Source organism: Clostridium manihotivorum (assembly GCF_004015185.1).
GTDB lineage: Bacteria > Bacillota > Clostridia > Clostridiales > Clostridiaceae > Clostridium_AR > Clostridium_AR manihotivorum.
This window is the reverse complement of the sequence record NZ_CP025746.1, coordinates 1,269,181-1,289,292: the sequence shown is the minus strand read 5'-3', so window position 1 is coordinate 1,289,292 and position 20,112 is coordinate 1,269,181. Positions and strand designations below refer to the sequence as shown.

The following is a 20,112-nucleotide window of genomic DNA, read 5'->3' as shown; positions in this document are numbered from 1 at the left end:
CCTCCTACTTCAATCTTATTCTTGGATCAACTAAAGCATATGCTATATCTGCAAGTAGATTACCAAGTAGAGTTAATATAGCAAGCATTAAGTTTGTACCCATTAGAAGGTAGTAATCTCTTGTATTAACTGCTGCCAGCTGAACTGGTCCTATACCTGGCCAGTTAAAGATATATTCTGTCAAAGTTGCTCCAGAAAATAATCCTGGGATTGAGAATCCTAATAGTGTAATAACAGGAATAAGTGCATTTCTTAAAGCATGCTTATAAATAACAACCTTTTCTTTAAGTCCTTTAGCTCTTGCAGTTCTAATAAAGTCTTGTCTTATAACTTCAAGCATACTTGAACGAGTATATCTCATCCAACCTGCTACGGAACTTAAGGTTAAAACAGTAAGCGGTAAAGCCATATGCTTCACAACATCAATGAACGCTTTGAATCCAGTATAATTTGAGCCTGGTGTCGACTTACCTGAGAATGGTAATAACTTTAAATCAACCCCAAACCATTTTATAAGTAATAAACCAAAGAAGAACGAAGGAATAGATATTCCTATAAGTGCGAAAATAGTAAAAGCCTTATCAAATATGGAATACTGTTTAGTAGCTGAAACAACTCCAATTGGAACTGCTATTAAAACTCCTAAAACAAGTGACGCTAATGCCAAGTAGAATGAGTTAGGTATAAATGCTTGCATTACCTTTGATACTGGCATTTTGTAATACATACTTTCACCAAGGCTTCCCTTAGTTACTAATTCCTTTACCCAATAGTAATATTGAGTAGGTTTTGATTGATCTAAGTGATACATAGATCTTAGTTCTGCTTTTCTTGCTAAGCTCATATGCGGGTCCATATTAGCAGAAATAGGATCACCTGGAGCTAGAGCGAAGATAAAGAAAATAATTATTGATACACCAACTATTGTAGGTATCATTTGTAGTAGTCTTCTTACAATGTACTGTCTCATCGTACCCCCCCTAAACTTTAAAATTTGCCCAAATTAATTTAGGCTATGACTTTTATGTTTTGCTAATCTTAAAGACTTCAATATATTATGTTATACAAAACTTTAAAGGTTATATTTTATAGCTTTATAAAATAGTATTAAAAACTATGCAACAAAAACTTTGATTATGAAAAAAGTTTTAAAATATATAACATAATTAGATTAAAACTTTAAGTTTAACACTTTTTAACAATAATTAATATTAAACTGCCACTATGTTAAAAATTATGTGTATGGTTTAGCTAATAAATCTAAGTGTAAATGGCTATTAGATAAAATATAGCATGTACAAAATAGAATTTGTTAAAAATCCAATTAAATTGTATAAAACTTCAAAACCCATCTCTCTTTTTGTATAAAATGCATAATATTAGCTATTTAAGATATTAATTCATCTTTGAATTAATAATAAATAGCTTATTGTGGAAGCGCTGTCATATATCAAATTTATACTTAAGTTATGCAATAGAGTTTGTTTTAATTGGATTAATTTTTAAAGAATGTATTTGAGATCAATAACTATTCAAGGATTAAGAATACATCTGAGAAGCTTAAGAATACTACTTTATAGCTTGTTATGATCCCTCTTAACTTAATAAAGCCTTATTTATTTATGTATTAAAGGCTATTGTAGAAAACGGAACTTTTATATTCTTTTTTGTAGGTGAAAGAAAAATGTTACTAACTTTCATTGAAAAGAAAATATCGAATAATCTTTTTTCTTGATAAAATAAAATTTAGCAAACATTTCATATCACAGATTATTATTAATTATTATATTACTTAATAAATAATTTGTAAATACATATATTTTATTGATAAGTTATTAATTTTTTCATAAGTTAGCAAAGAAAACATAATAAATTGATAATTATTTTTCAAAAATCTACTTTTGTAAAATCTTACTTATAAATTTCAACTTTTGAATACTTAACAACAACATATTTCATTTATTTTTTATTAAAATTATTTTTTATCGTTAAAAAAACAGCCAGAATTTATGTATTTTTCTTACATTTACGCGTATATTGTCTTATAAATTCATAGAAATTTAATTACTATAAACAAATTAGTATTATCCTCATAATGGTATCTCAACTTCTACCTTATATATCAATTATCAAATTCAATTTATATTCTGGTAATTTTTATTCATTTAATAATATATAGAAGTATTCCCCCCTTGTAAAATCTATCATAATAAATCTTAGCTTAGATTTTTATGTAGCTTGTCACAACTTCTTCACATAGATTCAGAAAAGTCAACTACAAAAAAAATTACAAAAGATCACTTTAGCGATTTCTTCGCTTTATTCATATAATGTAGATGTACCTATTTTATAAAGGAGTTATTGATGATTTATAATAAGGCTTTAATTAATCTATACTCTCAAGAAAAACTCAACGATACCTTAATCTACTTTTATAGTCTATGGAAAAAGCGCTATCTAAGAACTGTGGAGAACGTTCCTACTAAAATGGAATACTTATTTTACTCCCTAGACCAACCTACTCCAAACAATGCTGTTACAGTTTCTGAAGACATGGGGTATGCAATGGTTATATTTCCGCTTATGAGCAGATTTGATGCAGTAGCCAAAGATCACTTCACAAATATTTATAACTATATTAAGAACTATCCTAGTGTTTATAACAAGGATTTGATGGCTTGGCAGCAAGTTAAAACCTCTGACGGAAAAATAGTTAATGCTGAGCCCAAAACTGACTCGGCTACAGATGGAGATATGGACATTAGTTATGGACTTCTCTTAGCTCAAAAGCTATGGGGAGGTATGGACAATGTAAACTACAAGCAAGAAGCCATAAAAAGAATCAACGCGCTTATGGATAGTTGTGTTGATAAAACAGATTATATACTAACCTTAGGAGATTGGGTTAAAGGTATCCCAAGCCCTACTTTTAAGAGCGTTACTAGAAGTTCTGACTTCATGAAGCATCACCTAATCGAGTTTAGCAAAGTAGATACTAAAAACTCAGCAAATTGGAAAAGAGTTTTAGGTAGAATATATTCAATCATAGATGACCAGATGAAAAGAGAAAGTAAAGATACCGGTCTTATGCCAGACTTTTTTATAAAGTCTCAAGGAATATATATTGCTCCTAAAACTAAGGTTTTAGAAAGTCCACACGACGGAGATTACTTTACCAATAGTTGCAGAACTCCTTGGCGCTACTCTATGGACATTCTTTTCAACAATGTTGATATCCCCCCTCAAATGTCTATACTAAATAGATGGATAAAGAAAACTACTAATCTAAATGCTAAGAATATTAAATCCGGTTATTATATTGCCAACGGCACTCCTGGAAGCAGCTTCGGTGATTCCAATAACTTAGCTTTTATAGCTCCTTTCCTTGTTAGCTCTCTCATAGAGGATGGCAATGGAGACTGGACAATAAGTCTTTGGAACACACTTATGGAAAAGCCTATAGAAAATTGTACCTTCTACGAAAACACACTTAAACTAATGGCTATGATAATCGCCACCGGCAACTGGTTTACTCCTAGTAGTACAGATAATCTATTAAAAAGGCAGTGCCAATATAGAATAAGTATATAAGTACTGTGTTAAATTTAACTATTAAGTCATCAAACAATTTAATGAGTTCAAGCAAAAATTCATTGTATTCTAATAGCTCGCTAATATATCATCTTCTCAATAACAACTTAGCTTCACCATCATTCCTAAATATCGAAAAAAATTAAATATAAAAGTCATGCAAAAAAGGACTAAAGCATCTTCCTTTATGCACGACTTTTATTAATGTAATTTTATACCTTTACCTTGAATCATGTTTAAGATAACTTGAACACAGTACTTATAACATCTAATTTTAAAGGTTCCTAAAATGCCCTTCTAGTTAACTTTCTTTCCCCAAACTGCAGTTCCAGATTGATTTAAACCTGTATAAACCAGAGTTTGTTTATTATTTTCCCAATCCCAGGAAGGTAGTACCTTACAGGTATCAATCCAATAATCCCCTGGTGCTACACCTGGAGCATACCAATAAAGCTTAAGGGTATTAGCTCCTGTAAGTGTCCAGTGATTGTTACTTGATTCACTTCCGATTTTTCCACTAGCAAGCAGTACTGTATTTGTAGAACCAATCTTACCTGAATTACCTCTATCCAGCACTATGCTTTGGTAAGTTCCTGCTATTGATGCAGATGGTATAGTCTGCTCGTACTCTTTGTCATATCTTTCAGGTGAAGCTACTGGCCAACCATCATCAGTCCACAATAGTTTTCTTACATGTAAATACGCCCAGTTTACATCAGAACCAGTACGTGCATGATGTACTATATAGTAATTGCTTCCCTGCTTAAACACAGAATTATGACCTGGGGCAAGCCATCCACTATCAGTACCAAAAGCATAACTTCCTAGTATCTTTGTTCCAACCTCATTAGGAGTAGTTGTAGTAGTATTTATCATATTGTTATTATTATAGTCCACATAAGGACCAGTTACACTCTTAGACCTAGCAACTCTTACTGTATAGTAAGGAGAAGATCCCAAATAATCATAAGAACAGAATAAATAGTAATAACCAGTTGATGCATTATAGGTGATATAACCGCCCTCTACAGCATTGTTCACGCTAGTAGGTCTTCTAGCTATTAAAGTGCCTTTTCCATAAGTCATAAGCTTTCCTGTTGATGGATTTATCTGAGATACATATATTCCTCCGAAGAAAGATCCATACACCATCCACATCTTACCACTAGCATCAGTAACTATATTAGGATCTATAGCGTTATCCTCAGCGCCTATATCAGTTTTATATACTAAACCTTGATCTGTCCATGGTCCAGTTATAGAACTGCTAGTAGCTACCCCTATAAAGGACTTATTTTTACCAAATACAGAATTACAATAATACATATAATAAGTACTACCTATCTTCTCTATATCTGGTGCCCATACTAAAGTTTCACCTGTCCAACTTTTAGCAGAAGCAGGTGTTGAAGAAAATGCTGTCCCTACCCATTGCCAATCAACCATATCCTGAGACTTTCTTATTTGTACAGCCTGTGGTGGAGTTGCTGCTGTAGCAAAATCAGTAGAGAAACAATAATACCATCCATTTTCATAGTAAATGAAAGGATCATGAGTATTCATAGTCTTCCAAGCAGACGGATTGTTAATAGCAGAGACATCATTATACTTATAAGCTGGTGGTGCTGAAGGATAAACTATTCCTGTTGCAGCTAAAGCTTTCTTGCTTACATCTGAAGAACTTATAAGCACAAATGCAGCCATAAAAAGAGATGTTAGGAACATTGTTAGCTTTCTTTTTGTTGACATTGGTATAACCTCCAAAATTTTATAATATATCGGATGTCTACTTCATTGACTAAAAAATTCTCCAAAGTGGCCTTCTTTAGTGAATTTTTCACGCATCTGCTTTTACCAATAAATATGATAAAAGCCTTATATCTTGGGCCCAAAAAACTTTCAATGCTTTCAATATGAAGTTAACATCTCAAATCAAGTTTATTAAAACCAAATAAACTGATTCACCATTTGGTATTGCTTTGTATAGGTTATATAATTACTAAATCAATGCTCCAGTCATAGATATAGGCGCTTTTAAAACCTTATAACGAGTTAATACTTGATCATAAGCTTTTTTAAAAACAGTATATCCAGGCTTAGAAATCGTTTACTATGTATGGTAGAATATTTTAATTGTATGTTTTTTCTTTAATACTTTGCTATAATTCTAAAGCATCTTATAGGATTAATTATATATAAAGCTAAATAATTAGTTATAATTAAACCATAAAAAAGCATATCTATATCTCTATTAAAGCCATTCCCTATAAATTGATAGCGATATATATTTTATATATGATTCAATCAATTTAAATATACATAAAATTAACTCTAATTTCAACTATTTTTTGTTTTTAGCTGTACAATATCACAAACCCTTATGATACTTGTTAAAGGACAGCTTATGAACCAGTATATAGTCCACAAATTCTTATTAATTTTAGTCAGTTGGCTTTATTCACTTTAATAATTCTCCGCATATAAAAATTAGCAAGGATTATATTAACTCCTTGCTAATCTAAAAACATTACAAACTAACTCAATATTTTTGTAACGCTAAAATAATCTGTGATATTAGGAATAATTTAACCTTTAACTTTACATACTATCAATCCTTTGACCTATCAAAATTGGTGAAGAATAATTTACTGAGCTTTATCAAAATCTGCAAATTGAGCATGATAAAGCTGTTCATAATAACCTCTTTTTTCTAAAAGTTCATCATGAGTTCCTTGCTCCACTATTCCCCCATTGCTCATAACTAATATTAAATCTGCATTTTTAATTGTTGAAAGTCTATGAGCTATAACAAAGGAGGTTCTATCCTTCATAATATTTCTCATAGCAGTTTGAAGCTTTTGTTCCAATCTTGTATCAACGGAACTAGTAGCTTCATCTAATATTAGAATAGGCGGATCACAAAGCACTGTACGTGCTATTGTCATAAGTTGTTTCTCACCTTGAGAAATATTATTTGCTTCTTCGTTTAGTACCATATCATATCCATCCGGTAGTGTAGTTATGAAATGATGAACATTTGCAACCTTCGCGGCTCTGACTATTTCTTCATCATTTGCCCCTTCTTTGCCATAGGCGATATTATCTTTTATACTTCCGTTAAATAGCCAAGTGTCTTGAAGCACCATCCCAAACTTTTCTCTTAAGGTGTCTCTCTTCATATTTCTTATATCTATACCATCAATTTTTATGGAACCGCTATTTATATCGTAGAATCTCATCAACAGATTAATTAATGTAGTTTTTCCAACACCGGTTGGTCCCACTATAGCAACCATCTGTCCACTTTTCACATTGAAGCTTACATCCTTAAGTAAAGCCTTATCCTTTGAATAAGAGAAGGTCACATTTTCAAAACATACATTGCCTTGGTTGCTCTCATTTTTCTGTTGTATCTGAAGCTTATCTATCTCTTCCTCTTCATTTAAAAATTCAAACACTCTATGCACTGCTGCTATTGAGGATTGAATGGCTCCAGCAAGCTGGGTTATTTGAGACATAGGTTGATTAACCTGCCATATATAACGAATAAAAGCTTGCAACTGACCAACAGCAATTGCTCCAGATATTACATAGAAGGAACCTAGAATAGCTACTGCTCCAATTCCTACATATGTTATAAAGCTTACAAGAGGCGTCATTAAACCACTTATAAACTGGGCTCTAAAGCCTTCTTTGCATAACTCTTCATTAGCCTCAGTAAACTCTTGTATTGAGTCTTCCTGCTTTCCAAACAGCTTAATCTCATTAAAACCAGTAAACTTTTCCTGCACCACAGCATTTAACCTTCCTAAAGCATTCTGTTGCTTTTCAAAGATAGGCTGAGATTTTTTTGTAATCATCTTAGAAAATACTATTGATATAACTATTATTGCCAGGGAAATCATAGCCATGCCACTATGGATTCTAAACATCATATACAATGCTAACCCTAAACCTAATATGGCATTTAAAACCTGTGCAAAGCTCTGCTGAAGCGCATTTGATATAGCATCAACATCATTAGAAACTCTACTTAAGGTATCTCCCAAGGAATTTTTGTCAAAATATGATACTGGAAGCTTAGCTATTTTCCATTGGACATCTTTTCTCAAATCCTTCATTGCATTTTGAATTGCATCTGTAAGGAAAAACTGATAAATATAGCTGCTTAAGTTTCCTGCTATATAGATAAATATTAAGCTTATTATGATTTGAGTTATCTTTGCAAAATTAACAGACTTCCCTACAGTTATATCGCTAAACAGTTGTGTGGTAATCATACCTTCAAAGGTTGGACTAAGTGCTGCTAAGTAAGCAGCTACAACAATTAATAATATAGCTATCATTAGCTTAAATTTATATTTTTTAAAATATAAGATCAAACCCTTAACACCAGTATTTTTTTTCATCATCGCGCTAGCTCCTCCTTTGACATTTGACTAACAGCAATCTCATAATATATAGGACAGTTCTCCAATAACTCATTGTGATTTCCTATACCAACTATTTCTCCTTCATTTAATACTACTATTTGATTAGCATCCATAATTGACGAAACTCTCTGTGCTACAATCAAGGTAATTGCTTCTTTTATTTCAGCTTTCAATCTCTTTCTTAAATTAGCATCAGTCTTAAAATCTAATGCAGAAAAAGAATCATCAAATATATAAATCTCTGGCCTTCTTATAACTGCTCTAGAAATACTTAATCTTTGCTTTTGCCCACCGGACAAATTGCTGCCGCCTTCTTCCACCCGATCTTCAAATTGATCTGGTTTATCTACAATAAAATCATAGGCCTGAGCAATTTTAGTGCTCTCTTCTATTTCACTTTTACTAGCATCATGCTTTCCATATCTTATATTGTCACTTATGCTTCCTGAAAAAAGCATAGATTTTTGAGGTATAAGCCCAATCTTATCTCTTAAAGCTTTCAAATCATAATTTCTAACATCTACACCATCTATTTTTATGCTTCCAGAACTAACATCGTAAGCTCTAGGAATAAGGTTAATTAAAGTACTCTTTCCACTACCAGTACTTCCTATGAAAGCAACTATATCACCTTTCTTAGCTTTAAAGCTTATATTTTGTAATACAGGAGCTTCACTGTCTGGATACTTAAAAGTAACCTTATCAAACTCTAAAGTTCCACTTCCATCTCCCTGTATTACTGGATTGGCTGGATTCCTAATAACAGGCTCTTCTATTAGAATTTCTTCAATACGCTTAGCACTAATGGAAGCTCTAGGATACATAACAAATACCAAGCAAAATAACATTATAGAGAACATGGCATGAAACATATACTCTTGAAAAGCTACCAAGTTTCCAACCTGAAGTACTCCTTTATCTATCATTTTGCTAGAAAGAATAAACACAATAACAAGCCCCACATTTAAAAGGAAGAAGAAGGCTGGCTGTGGTACTGCCATAAGCTTAAAAAGTTTCTTAGAATTATATGAATAATCTTCATTTGCCTCAGAAAATCTCTTGGCTTCATACTTATCTTTTCTAAAGGAACGAATGACTCTAACACCAGTTAAGTTTTCTCTAATAATTTTATTTATATTATCCATACCCTTTTGCTGCCTTGCACTAATGGGTTCACTTAACTTAGCTATAATAAATACACCTAAACATATAATAGGGATAAACGCCCCTATTACCATGGACAAAGTAATATTGGTCCTTATAACCATAAACACGCTGACTATTATCATCACTGGAGTCAATAATGCTGTCCTAAGCAGTACATTAATAAACTGCATCAAAATGAAAGCATCATTTGTAGTTCTAGTTATCATACTTGATACTCCAAATTTGTTATACTCAGTGTGAGAAAATTCTTGAGCTTTTCTAAAAATATCGTTTCTTATATCTCTTGTAATAGAGGTACTAACTTTTGAACTACAATAAGCTAAAAGTATATTTCCTATTCCTCCAATAATAGCAACTATAAAAATTATAAAACCTAGCTTGTATATATAATACCTATCATTAAGTATTATTCCCCTGTCTATCAACTTAGAAACAATTGTAGGTATACCAATTTCCGCCACTGCAAAAGCTAGTACCGCTAAGATATTTAATAATACATATATCTTATATTTTTTTAAATGCTGTAAAATCAGCTTCATTGTAAAGCACCTCTCCTATCTGTAATCCTCTTAAGCTAATACTTGATTAGCCCATCAATACGTACTATGATAAACTATAAGGTTACCTTATAGTCAAGAGGAGAAAATGCTATGTATAAAAAATATTTTACTACGGGAAAGTTCGCTAGATTGTGCAATATAGATAAACATGTTTTATTTCACTATGATGAAATAGGCTTATTTAAACCAGAAGTAATAAACGAAAAGGGCTACCGCTACTACTCTTACGATCAATATTTCACCATATACGTCATATTAAACCTAAAAAATCTAGGTATGTCCTTGATGGATATAAAGAACTACCTTGAACAACGTAATCCTGAAATGCTATTGAATTTATTAGACGAAAAGACCTTAGAAATATCCGAAAAGATAAAGTGGCTTCAAGAGGTTCAGAAAAGTATAGAGAATCTAAAACAATTAACCACAGATGGCTTGGAAAGCAGATATGATATCCATTTAGAAGAGCTTCCTGAAGTGGTTATTCTTCCTTCTCACAATATTGAGAATGAATCCATCAATGACTTTGCTGGGTTCATGGAAGAGTACGTGAAGTTCTGTAAAAGCCTTGGAATAACCATTAATGAATATGTTGGAAGTATGATATCAGTAAGTAATCTTAGGAAAAGCAACTTTTTAAATCTATCCTATTTATATGTGAAAGCAGATCATCCTATAGACGGTCAAACTACAGTAAGGAAAAAAGGCATCTACCTATGCGGCTATTTTAAAGGAAAATATGAAGGGTTTCATAAACTATATACTAAAATGTTAGCTTATGCTGATGAACACAATATAACTTTAGGTGAATACTCTTATGAAGAGTATCTAATTTCAGACATAGCTGAAAAACATCCTGAGAACTATGTTTCAAAGCTTATGATTGAGACGGTTTCTTAACCTATGACTTTTGCTCCTTGTTGGTAAAATACAAAAAACATTGAAATTAATAGATACAAACTATATTAATTCAACAAATAAATGCTTAGCATCAGTATCCTTATCAACTGATGCTAAGCATTTTAATTAGCCTTTATATGATTTTTAGCCACTCCATGTTTATTATGTTTATAGAAAGGTTTGTTATAGTATTACACTTAATTTTTAACCATTTACTCCAACTAGTTGTACAACCAATTCATGTTCTTCGTCTATAGAAAGCTCATCTATAACTTTTTTCTCCACAATAAGAGCTCCATTAACTAGCTTAAGTTCTAAACTGCTTCCATCTAAGGTAGCTGCTGCTATTCTATAGTCCCCATACTCTAACCCATCTTGGTTTTCATACTTTACATGTATCTTCTTACCACTAAATACTGTAAAGGCTGCTGCACTAAAGTTACAATCAAATTGAGCTTTAACTAATTTAGGCTGAAGCATAAGATCTCCTAGTAAGCCTTTTATACCATATACTTCATTGATCATTGTAAGCAATAACTAGCTTGCTGCACCAGTAAGATAATGATACATACCTCTTCCACTTTCATTGATATACTCAGGTACACCTGGCAATATCCTACTCTTTTCAAAGTTGCAACAGTGGTTGTATATCATGTCTATGATTTCGAAACCTTCCTTAACAAAGCCTCTTTTATAAAGAGCATTTATATACATAATTGTCATATGACTGAACATAGCACCATTCTCTTTGTGTCCATAGGCAAAACCAAAGCCTCTACCCATATTCAATTTAATTTCTTTAAAGTCAGTATTTAATCTTACACCACCAACACTTGGATCCTTCAAATATCTATTTACCGCTGAAACAACCTTCTCAACTTGTTCTTTGTCAGCAGCACCACTCATTATTGGGAACACTTGGCCTTGACTAATTGCAATAACAAATTGAACTAATTTCTATTTATGATATAAACACTTGCATTTACTTAGAGTTTATAAATTTGATCCAGGTGTGATTCAAACAGTTCCTCAGGAGTTTTGTAGTTAAGTATTCTCCTAGGAAGAGTATTCATCCATTCTTCTATGAAAGCAATTTCATCAGAAGTATAGTTTGAAATACGGTTACCCTTCGGGATAAAACGACGTATCAGACCATTATGACGCTCATTAGTACCTTTTTCAAAAGATGAGTATGGATGAGTAAAATATACCTTTGTATCAGTTTCATTTTCAAGTGTGGATAAGTTAGCAAATTCTGAACCATTATCACCAGTTATAGTTTTAAAAACTTGGCTAAACTGGTCGCCAAATAAACTGCGTACTCTATTTAGAGCATCAGTAACAGCTTCAGCGGTTTTAGCTGCAATGTTTACAACCATAGCATATCTAGTTTTACGTTCAACTATTGTAAGAAGTGCGTTATCATTATTGGATTTTTCGCCAATAACAGTATCTATTTCCCAATGACCAAACTCATTACGAGTGTTTATCTCTACTGGGCGATCTGATATGCTAGAACCAAGTTTCTTCTTGTGCTTTTTAACCCTAGCAGGCTTTGTATTTCTACGTAGCTTTATTGGTAAATCAGTATTTTTTACATCTAATAAGCCAAGATCTATATAGTTATACAATGTTTTTGTGCAGACCATTTGAGATCGCTCAAAACTACCGTTAGCGATAGCTCTACCAACACAAGCATCTGGTGACCATGAAGCATTTTTAATTTTATCCACAGTATACTTGATAAATTCACTGCATTTTAAGCGTTTAAAAGTACTGCGACAGTTTATGCGATTCTTTTTATATACGGCTTCGCCAGTATCGGCAAGGTATATTTCAATGTGCTTTCCTTGCTTAATTTGAATGGTAGTTCCACGACGAATTTCATTTAAAACAGTGTTGATTGGTCTACCTAGTTCCTTTGCTATCCTATAAGCTGAATGGCCATCTTTTATACGAAGCTGGATAATCATACGCTCTTTAAAATTCAAATGTTTATTTTTACGTGATTCTGTGTTATTATTTTGATAGTCCATAGTGATTATCCTCCGTGTATGTTTTGGTTTGGCAATTAAATCATAACACAGAATAATCCACTATGGATTTTTTTATTAGTTCAATTTCATTTTACAACAGGTCATGAAAAAGTCCTTCAACCTTACAACAATTAGAAGGACATTGAGACCTATTATTACTAAACGTTTTCTTAACATTTTTATTTGTTAAAGTACTGTGTTGAAATTAAGTGGTCAGTCATCGGATATTTTAGTGAACTTTCACAAAAATCAGGTTGTTTTTTTTCAATTCATACAATATTCATCATAGTATTGTACATCATTAATAAACTTCTTTATATAGTACAAAATTATTATTTACTATGAAATTATTCCACTAATTAATAGTTTTGATTAAATTGCTACCTAATTTATAATGAATACTGAAAAAAGTACATGAAGGGATCTTCTAACATAAAAAAGTGCCAGGGAGCATCCTTAGATTTGTGTAAATCAAATCTAAAGATGCTCTTTTTTGTATATGTAGTTGGTAATAATGGAAATAATAACTACAAGGTGTTTATGAAGGGAGTAAAAAATGAAGAATATAGTTGTACCAGATATTGATTTGAAAAGTGAACTAAATAAGTGTAAAAGCATGGAGGACTTAGTTGGTAAGAATGGACTCATGCAGAGACTATTTGGAGATATACTACAACAATTTCTAGAAGCTGAGATGGAAGATCATCTTGGTAGACAAAAATATGAGCGTAACGAAGGTGATGATAGAAACTACAGAAATGGATATAGTAAAAAGAATATAAGAACCAGTTTTGGAGATGTAGATGTTTCCGTCCCAAGGGACAGAAAAGCTGAATTTGAGCCTAGGATAGTTAAGAAATATGAAACTGTATGCAACGAGCTTGATAAAAAGGTAATTGGCCTATACGCACGAGGAATGTCTGTAGATGACATTAAATCTGAAATAGATGAACTTTACGGGGTAGATATATCTCCATCAATGATATCGAAAATTACCGATAAGGTAATGGATACAGCGGTGGCCTGGCAGAATAGGCCTCTAGAAGAAGTATATCCAATAGTGTATATGGATGCTATACATTTTAAAGTTAGAGATGAGCATAAAATTGTTAGCAAGGCCACATATATCTGCATGGCGTTAGACTTAAAAGGCTACAAAGATATCCTTGGAATATGGATAGGTGAACAAGAAGGAGCTAAGTTTTGGCTATCAGTATGCAATGACCTAAAAAATAGGGGTGTCAAAGACATACTTATAGCCTGTATGGATGGCCTAAAAGGCCTGCCCGATGCTATAAAGGCAGTTTTTCCCGATGTCAACATACAAACTTGTATAGTTCATCAAATAAGGAACTCTATAAAATATATCGCTTCTAAGGATAGCAGACAATTCATTAATGACCTAAAGTTGGTGTATAAGGCAGCTACTAAAGAATCTGCTCTAGTCGCCCTGAAAGACTTGGAAGATACTTGGGGGAATAAGTATCAAATTGTAATAGATTCATGGAATAATAATTGGAATAACTTATCTACATACTTTGATTTTCCTCAAGATATAAGACGGATAATATATACTACCAATGCTTTAGAAGGATTTAATAGACAGCTAAGAAAATTCACTAAAGTAAGAACCTCATTTCCTACCGATGACGCGCTTAGGAAAGCGCTATATTTAGCCACTGAACAAATAATGGGTAAGTGGACTTCACCCAATCAGAATTGGGCTGGAACATTAGCACAGCTTTCTATAATGTTTAAAGAAAGACTTGAGGAATATATCTAGATTCTATAGGCTTGAACTTTTTTGAATAAATATGAATAATAATAAAGTTATTGCTAAAAATAGCATTAAAATCAACTACACTTTCTTAATATTAGTAATATCCAAAAAAATAAAAATTACCACAGGAACTTTTATCCTATGGTAATTTCCAAATACATAACAACTTGTCTAAACTAATTTACACAAATCGATGGACGTTCTCAAGTGCCACGATATAAGAAATATCGCAGCACCTATAAATAGCATTTTTATTGATTTCTAAAAGGTTATTCTATTCCCACTCAATAGTTGCTGGTGGTTTTGAAGTTACATCATAAACAATTCTGTTTACTCCTTGAACTTCATTGACTACAACTGTTCTTTATGAATATTTGTTATTTCTTCTTTGTGACATGTATCTATCTTACAGTATATTTCAAGTCATTTCAACTGCTATTTCACTAATCATTTCACAATAAATCAAAAGTTGTTTCCTATTATGTACTGTATTTTGAAAGTTATTTTTCAATATAACATTATATAATCTACACTCTATACTAAAGTTAAAATTTAAATTTATTGGTATTCACTTCTTTATGCCAATGTTTCAAGTACTTCATACTTCTTTATAAATGGTGTATTCATTATATTTTGATAGTACACTTTAGCTTTAACAATTTTCTTCCTACCTTTCAGGCTCTTAAATCTTCTATATGCTTCAAGTTCATTTTCAGCCTTGTAAATTGCTTCTCCATATTGCCCATCAATATGTATTACTAATAATTCAATAGTTTCATTCATCTTATCATCTTTCCTCTTAAGCCAATATTTCTAATATCTCATATTTCATTATGAAAGGTGTATTTAAGAAATTTCTTTTATATACCTTGGCTTTGAAAATATTCCTCTTACCATTTGATAGGTTTTTATACTTCCTATATGCTTCAAGTTCTGAATCACCACAATAAAAAACCTTTTCACAATCTAAGTCATAATTTTGAACAACTAATATTTCAATACTTTCTATCATTGAATATTCACCTTACTTTACCATTGTTACAGCTATTTAATTTCATCATATTCTTCATAATCCCATAAAAGCCTAGTTCCTAAAACAGTTTTGTAAATGACTTTACCTTTAGCAACCTTTTTCCTATGGTGACTTACCTTCTTATAAATTTGATAGGCTTCTATTTCAGTATCAAATTCCCCTAAAAGCTTCCTTTTAAAGTTGTCAGGGTTTTCTATCAGTAAAAATTTGTTTTCTTCTATTTCTTCAGGGTACTTGCTGAATAGAATATAACCTTCTTCTGAAATGTACTCCATATTATCCTCCTATGAATTATAAATTTATTATCTCATCTAAATTTATATTAATTTTTAATAAACCTACTTAAGCTACTAGCCCTGCATACAACTTGCATATATAGCCTTATTACCATATCATACCTTATGTTCTATACTATATTAAAATTTCCTTCTAAAATTCATATTTTTATATTAGTATTTATTATTTACACTTACATATTAACCTTATATATTAGATCTTAAAAATTATCTTTAAACACAAAACACCTTCTATTATTTTGGATTCATTCCTTAATCATAGAAGATGTTATATTTTGTACTATTGTCATATTTAATTTCTTCTAAAATATATTGCAAATCACAGTAATTTACTTATTATTTACTCTGAACCATTTCATAATCTTTAACTAACCTATAAAATGTATTTCTTTTTAATCCAAGTACTTCCATAGTTGCTGTTGCAGTTAGTTTTTCTTCTTTCCAGCTTTTATAAGCATCCTCCCAACCTATAGGAAATTTCCTTGCTGGTCTACCTGTTGCATTTCCTGTTTTTTGAGAAACTTTTTTACCAGTTTCAGAATCAACAACCATTGCATCTATTCCTTGTCTTTGCATTGATCTTATATTTTTTCTTTCTTGTTCTGCCATTGTTGTTAATACTTCAAGCATTAAATTATTAATCATATCAAACATAGCTTCACTACCAGCTGGAACTTCAATTAGAGTTGTTGGTAAATTCAACACCCTTATAATAACCCCTATATTTTTTAATTCTTCAAATTCAGCTTTTGTTTGTTGCTTGTTTCTCCCAAGCCTATCTATTGAGTGTATATAAAGTTCATCACCAGCTGATAATATTGCCTTTAATCTAGTATATTCAGGTCTATTAAAGTCTTTTCCTGAAGCTTTATCTGTAAATATTAGTGCTTCATTAACACCTTGTTTCTTAAATTCTTTTATTTGCCTTGCTTCATTCTGCTCAGCTGTTGACACTCTAGCATATCCAAACTTCTTGCCCACTTGGTTCCCTCCATATATTGCCACTAAGTTAATTTTTATTATATCTATTCTAAAACAGCTTGTATTATTAGCTACTATCCCCTGTGCCCCCTGTATGGGGTGATAAATATTTCCATACATTATAATACCACCTTTGTTTCTAAACATCAACTATACTTTAGAAATATTTCACATTTAGTTTGTACACCTTTAGAAACAGTAACTTGAATAGAATAATCATACTTTGAGTTCACCACATAAAGTGTTTCTATTTGTATACATTTAGATACATAATAATTTTCCCTTATAATATAAATGCTAAAAATCTATTATAATGGACAAATAAAGGCTTGAAACTTAATCTACTTATAGCTCCAAACCTTTCATACAAAACCCATTGCTCTATTTAATTTTTTTATAAATCACTCACTAGCCTAATATTATGTTTTAAAACAATTAGAATTTGGGTTGATTTACTTCTGCTATTATCTCATTTTCTACCCTATTCCAACATTCTATACACCATCCTGTTGGTACAGCTGAAGGCTTGCCACAAATACAAGTTCCTAAACTTTTCATTTTATAAATCTGCTTCTTCCTTGAGTCTGATGGATTCACCCTATTTTTTCTTTCTTGATTTCTTCTTGATATTTCCTCCAGCTCTTTTTCATCAAATAAAATTCTCATATCACATGACCTACCTTCTTCCTTGTATCTAAAAACTTTATGTTTAAATGTCTGTTTCAAACCATACAAATATCCACCAAAGAATCAGGGTTTCAAGGGTGTTATTTTCTTTGTTCCAAAAGTATAGTTTTGAAACACTCTAGGATAAATAATATTTTCAATAAAAATCTCTGATAAGACATGCTTTAAACTTCTTTACACTCTATTGATTGCTGTGCCTTAACTTTATGACTTATTAAAATATTAAAATGATGCATTAAGTCTATTTTGTTTAATAGTCATTTAATGAAAAAACATAAATTTATTTATTCAATTTACTATAGTGTATCAAATCAATAATTTTGTTTTAATCATTCACCTAAAATCTATTTTTAGTGTTTGTATTATTATAGTAATCTCATAATATTGGAATTCTTCTTATTTTTTATTTTTGTATCATTAAGAGTTTAATTAGCTATTTGACTATATTAAAAAACATTATAAATTTTAAAATATACTATCTTTTATCTTAACTGTAGAAACTATAAAGAATATATTAACTATACTTAATACAACTTATTTATTTAAGAATAACTACTAAAAAAGTTTTAATTGCTTAGGCTTCACAATTTCTTTAGGTCTCTTTTCTTTTATTTCAGAGAAAATATGATTTGCAATTTCAATTTTCTTTACAACCCTACTTCTACTACTACTTGATGTTTTAGTCTGCTTTCTGAATTCTTCATCATTTTTCATTTCATCAAGTTTTGCCCAAATTTCTTCTTTGCTCAATTTGTCAATAAAATCTATATTGTTTGAAAAGGCAATCATAACTGGATCATATATACTGGTTGAGAAAGGTAATGTCTCCAATCTAAAAACTTCTGAGCCCAAATCATTTATTTTTTTCATTACTCTCATAAATATTTTTTCTTCTTCATTATAATCAAACAATATTTCACCTTTTGTTACACTTAACATATATGAATCCATATGTTTCTGTATATGTTGATATCTTGTCCCATAATTCTTAAGTGTAAAATATCTTAAAACAAGTTCTTCTAGATACATTCTTTCTCTAGAATCTTCTTTTTTAGCAACATTGTCTTCAAATTCTTTTCTTTTTGATAAATCAACTATAAAAGCATTGAATTCATTACTAAATCCTCTAAAGATACAATTTCTTATTTCTTGCTCACTTAATTTTACCCCACCTGTATTTAATCTATTGAATAATTCATATCTCATTTCTACATCACTATCAAACCTAATTATTTCAACCCTGCAAACTGCTCTCTTTAGAGCCAAAACATATCTTTCAGGCAATGTCTTTATAGTAAACCCTTTTAATTCTTTAATTAATGAACCTTCAGTCAAGACTAAATTGTTTTTATCTTTCACTTTTAATTGTCCAAAAAAAGACAGAACAGTTGATAGTCTTTGAAGCCCATCTACAAGCTCCCACACTCCTTCTTTGGTCTCAGCAACAAATATTGGAGGAATTGGTATACTTAATAGTAATGATTCTATAAATCTTGTTTGTCTTTCTTCTTCCCATCTAAAAGCTCTCTGGAATTCTGGAGATATAACAATTTCATTATTACTATACATATTAATTATTTCTCCAAATGTCATATCAGCTCTATCAGGTTTAACCTCTTGTCTTTTACCTGTTATCTTTTCTATAAGTGAATCCTGTTGTTGTAAAATTGTTTCCTCATCAATTGCCTTTACTAAATTCATAAATTGCCTCCAACCCATTTTTTAAATTAATACTATTCATATTTATATAAAGCATCAATTAACTCATGTATTTTATTATAAAGTAAGCTGTAATTTGTAATTATTGTTTGCAGTCTTTCTGATTCAATCACAACACCTGTTGGGTGCCCAGCATCATTTCTAACCTGCCTAATTATATCCAAAAAAGAAAAATTAATTTCATGATTTTCAAATCCAAGTTGACTAAATAATTCTTTCTTATTTGAAATTACTTTAAAAAACCCCTCTAACCTTTTATGAGCTTTCTTAGCATTGAGTATTTCATTATTAAACTTAGAGATTTCTGTTTGTGAACCATGCTTAATTAAATAGGCAGAATATGCTTCACACAATAGAATCAACAATCTTTCAGCTGCACACCCTATCATAGTTGCTGTTGCTAGCCTATTACCACTAATTCCACAATTACATGCTTCCATAATATAATCTTTTTCCACCTTATCATAACTATTAGTAATTACATGAATTTTAAAGTTATCATATACTATATTTTTAGGATCTATATTAACCTGTACTTGCTTTTCAATAAATTCAATATTTCTAGATACAATTCTTTTTCTATCAGGTAATATATTAATACCTGCAAGCTCATATTTACCATTTGGCTTATAATAAATTCTACAAACACCATCTAGATAATACCCATATTTATCTAATTTACTCTTTAATGCTATTGGAACTCTTATTTGAACAAATTCTTTAAAATAATCTGTTTTATCTCCATAGATTCCTGTAGCATCAAATTCAATACTGCATTCATTAAATAGTGATAAAAGTTCCTCTTTGTTAAACACTATTCTATTAAATATATTCTGATTAATTTTTTTAGATTCATCATACTCAATATATTCTTTTATTGACTCATATAACTCTTGCCCTCTTAATTTATCTATATCCCCCAAACTGTG

Annotated in this window: 17 protein-coding genes and 1 pseudogene; 3 read left to right on the top strand and 15 right to left on the bottom strand. The window is 30.9% G+C overall.

Going from position 1 to position 20,112, the window contains the following annotated elements; all coding sequences use genetic code 11:
• Positions 1–4 precede the first annotated feature (4 nt).
• Positions 5–970 carry an ABC transporter permease gene (locus tag C1I91_RS05655; RefSeq protein ID WP_128211929.1) on the bottom strand — a complete coding sequence of 322 codons (966 nt, stop codon included), beginning with the start codon at positions 968–970 and terminating at the stop codon, positions 5–7.
• Positions 971–2,364: 1,394 nt separating this feature from the next.
• On the opposite strand from C1I91_RS05655, the gene C1I91_RS05650 reads away from it, so the two are divergent.
• Positions 2,365–3,591 (top strand): glycosyl hydrolase family 8, encoded by a 1,227-nt coding sequence (locus tag C1I91_RS05650; RefSeq protein ID WP_128211927.1) that lies wholly within the window; start codon positions 2,365–2,367, stop codon positions 3,589–3,591.
• Positions 3,592–3,888: 297 nt separating this feature from the next.
• Here C1I91_RS05650 and C1I91_RS05645 read toward each other — a convergent pair whose 3' ends face one another.
• The 3 genes from C1I91_RS05645 to C1I91_RS05635 form a co-directional block, all read right to left on the bottom strand.
• Positions 3,889–5,340 (bottom strand): arabinan endo-1,5-alpha-L-arabinosidase, encoded by a 1,452-nt coding sequence (locus C1I91_RS05645; RefSeq protein WP_128211925.1) that lies wholly within the window; start codon positions 5,338–5,340, stop codon positions 3,889–3,891.
• An 896-nt stretch (positions 5,341–6,236) separates the two neighbouring features.
• Positions 6,237–8,003, bottom strand: coding sequence for an ABC transporter ATP-binding protein (locus C1I91_RS05640; protein WP_128211923.1), 1,767 nt, complete (start codon positions 8,001–8,003; stop codon positions 6,237–6,239).
• Positions 8,000–9,730 carry an ABC transporter ATP-binding protein gene (locus C1I91_RS05635; RefSeq protein WP_128211921.1) on the bottom strand — a complete coding sequence of 577 codons (1,731 nt, stop codon included), beginning with the start codon at positions 9,728–9,730 and terminating at the stop codon, positions 8,000–8,002. Before C1I91_RS05635 ends, C1I91_RS05640 begins: the two co-directional genes overlap by 4 nt.
• A gap of 111 nt (positions 9,731–9,841) precedes the next feature.
• Here C1I91_RS05635 and C1I91_RS05630 point away from each other — a divergent pair, with 111 nt between their 5' ends.
• Positions 9,842–10,651 (top strand): MerR family transcriptional regulator, encoded by an 810-nt coding sequence (locus C1I91_RS05630; RefSeq protein ID WP_128211919.1) that lies wholly within the window; start codon positions 9,842–9,844, stop codon positions 10,649–10,651.
• A 204-nt stretch (positions 10,652–10,855) separates the two neighbouring features.
• Here C1I91_RS05630 and C1I91_RS28715 read toward each other — a convergent pair whose 3' ends face one another.
• The 3 genes from C1I91_RS28715 to C1I91_RS05620 form a co-directional block, all read right to left on the bottom strand.
• Entirely contained in the window at positions 10,856–11,131 is a 276-nt protein-coding gene (locus tag C1I91_RS28715) for a hypothetical protein (RefSeq protein ID WP_238475929.1), read from the bottom strand.
• A 57-nt stretch (positions 11,132–11,188) separates the two neighbouring features.
• A complete protein-coding gene (locus C1I91_RS28710; protein ID WP_238475928.1) occupies positions 11,189–11,557 on the bottom strand; it encodes a GH36-type glycosyl hydrolase domain-containing protein in 369 nt (122 codons plus the stop codon).
• Positions 11,558–11,637: 80 nt separating this feature from the next.
• A complete protein-coding gene (locus C1I91_RS05620) occupies positions 11,638–12,687 on the bottom strand; it encodes an IS30 family transposase (protein ID WP_128211917.1) in 1,050 nt (349 codons plus the stop codon).
• A gap of 556 nt (positions 12,688–13,243) precedes the next feature.
• On the opposite strand from C1I91_RS05620, the gene C1I91_RS05615 reads away from it, so the two are divergent.
• Positions 13,244–14,470, top strand: a complete 1,227-nt coding sequence (locus tag C1I91_RS05615) for an IS256 family transposase (protein WP_128211915.1) — start codon at positions 13,244–13,246, stop codon at positions 14,468–14,470.
• A 271-nt stretch (positions 14,471–14,741) separates the two neighbouring features.
• Here C1I91_RS05615 and C1I91_RS05610 read toward each other — a convergent pair.
• The 8 genes and pseudogenes from C1I91_RS05610 to C1I91_RS05575 form a co-directional block, all read right to left on the bottom strand.
• Positions 14,742–14,822, bottom strand: a pseudogene (locus C1I91_RS05610) (GMP synthase (glutamine-hydrolyzing)); the annotation flags it as partial.
• A 221-nt stretch (positions 14,823–15,043) separates the two neighbouring features.
• On the bottom strand, positions 15,044–15,250 hold the full coding sequence (locus C1I91_RS05605) for a hypothetical protein (RefSeq protein WP_128211913.1): 207 nt from the start codon (positions 15,248–15,250) through the stop codon (positions 15,044–15,046).
• A 16-nt stretch (positions 15,251–15,266) separates the two neighbouring features.
• Positions 15,267–15,479 (bottom strand): hypothetical protein, encoded by a 213-nt coding sequence (locus C1I91_RS05600; RefSeq protein ID WP_128211911.1) that lies wholly within the window; start codon positions 15,477–15,479, stop codon positions 15,267–15,269.
• Between the two features lie 32 nt (positions 15,480–15,511).
• Positions 15,512–15,775, bottom strand: a complete 264-nt coding sequence (locus C1I91_RS05595) for a hypothetical protein (protein ID WP_128211909.1) — start codon at positions 15,773–15,775, stop codon at positions 15,512–15,514.
• Between the two features lie 357 nt (positions 15,776–16,132).
• Positions 16,133–16,897, bottom strand: coding sequence for a recombinase family protein (locus C1I91_RS05590; protein WP_164880457.1), 765 nt, complete (start codon positions 16,895–16,897; stop codon positions 16,133–16,135).
• 315 nt (positions 16,898–17,212) lie between these two features.
• Positions 17,213–17,443 (bottom strand): hypothetical protein, encoded by a 231-nt coding sequence (locus tag C1I91_RS05585; RefSeq protein WP_164880456.1) that lies wholly within the window; start codon positions 17,441–17,443, stop codon positions 17,213–17,215.
• A 576-nt stretch (positions 17,444–18,019) separates the two neighbouring features.
• Positions 18,020–19,165 (bottom strand): DUF262 domain-containing protein, encoded by a 1,146-nt coding sequence (locus C1I91_RS05580; protein ID WP_164880455.1) that lies wholly within the window; start codon positions 19,163–19,165, stop codon positions 18,020–18,022.
• A gap of 32 nt (positions 19,166–19,197) precedes the next feature.
• Positions 19,198–20,106, bottom strand: a complete 909-nt coding sequence (locus C1I91_RS05575; protein WP_128211901.1) for a hypothetical protein — start codon at positions 20,104–20,106, stop codon at positions 19,198–19,200.
• Positions 20,107–20,112 lie beyond the last annotated feature (6 nt).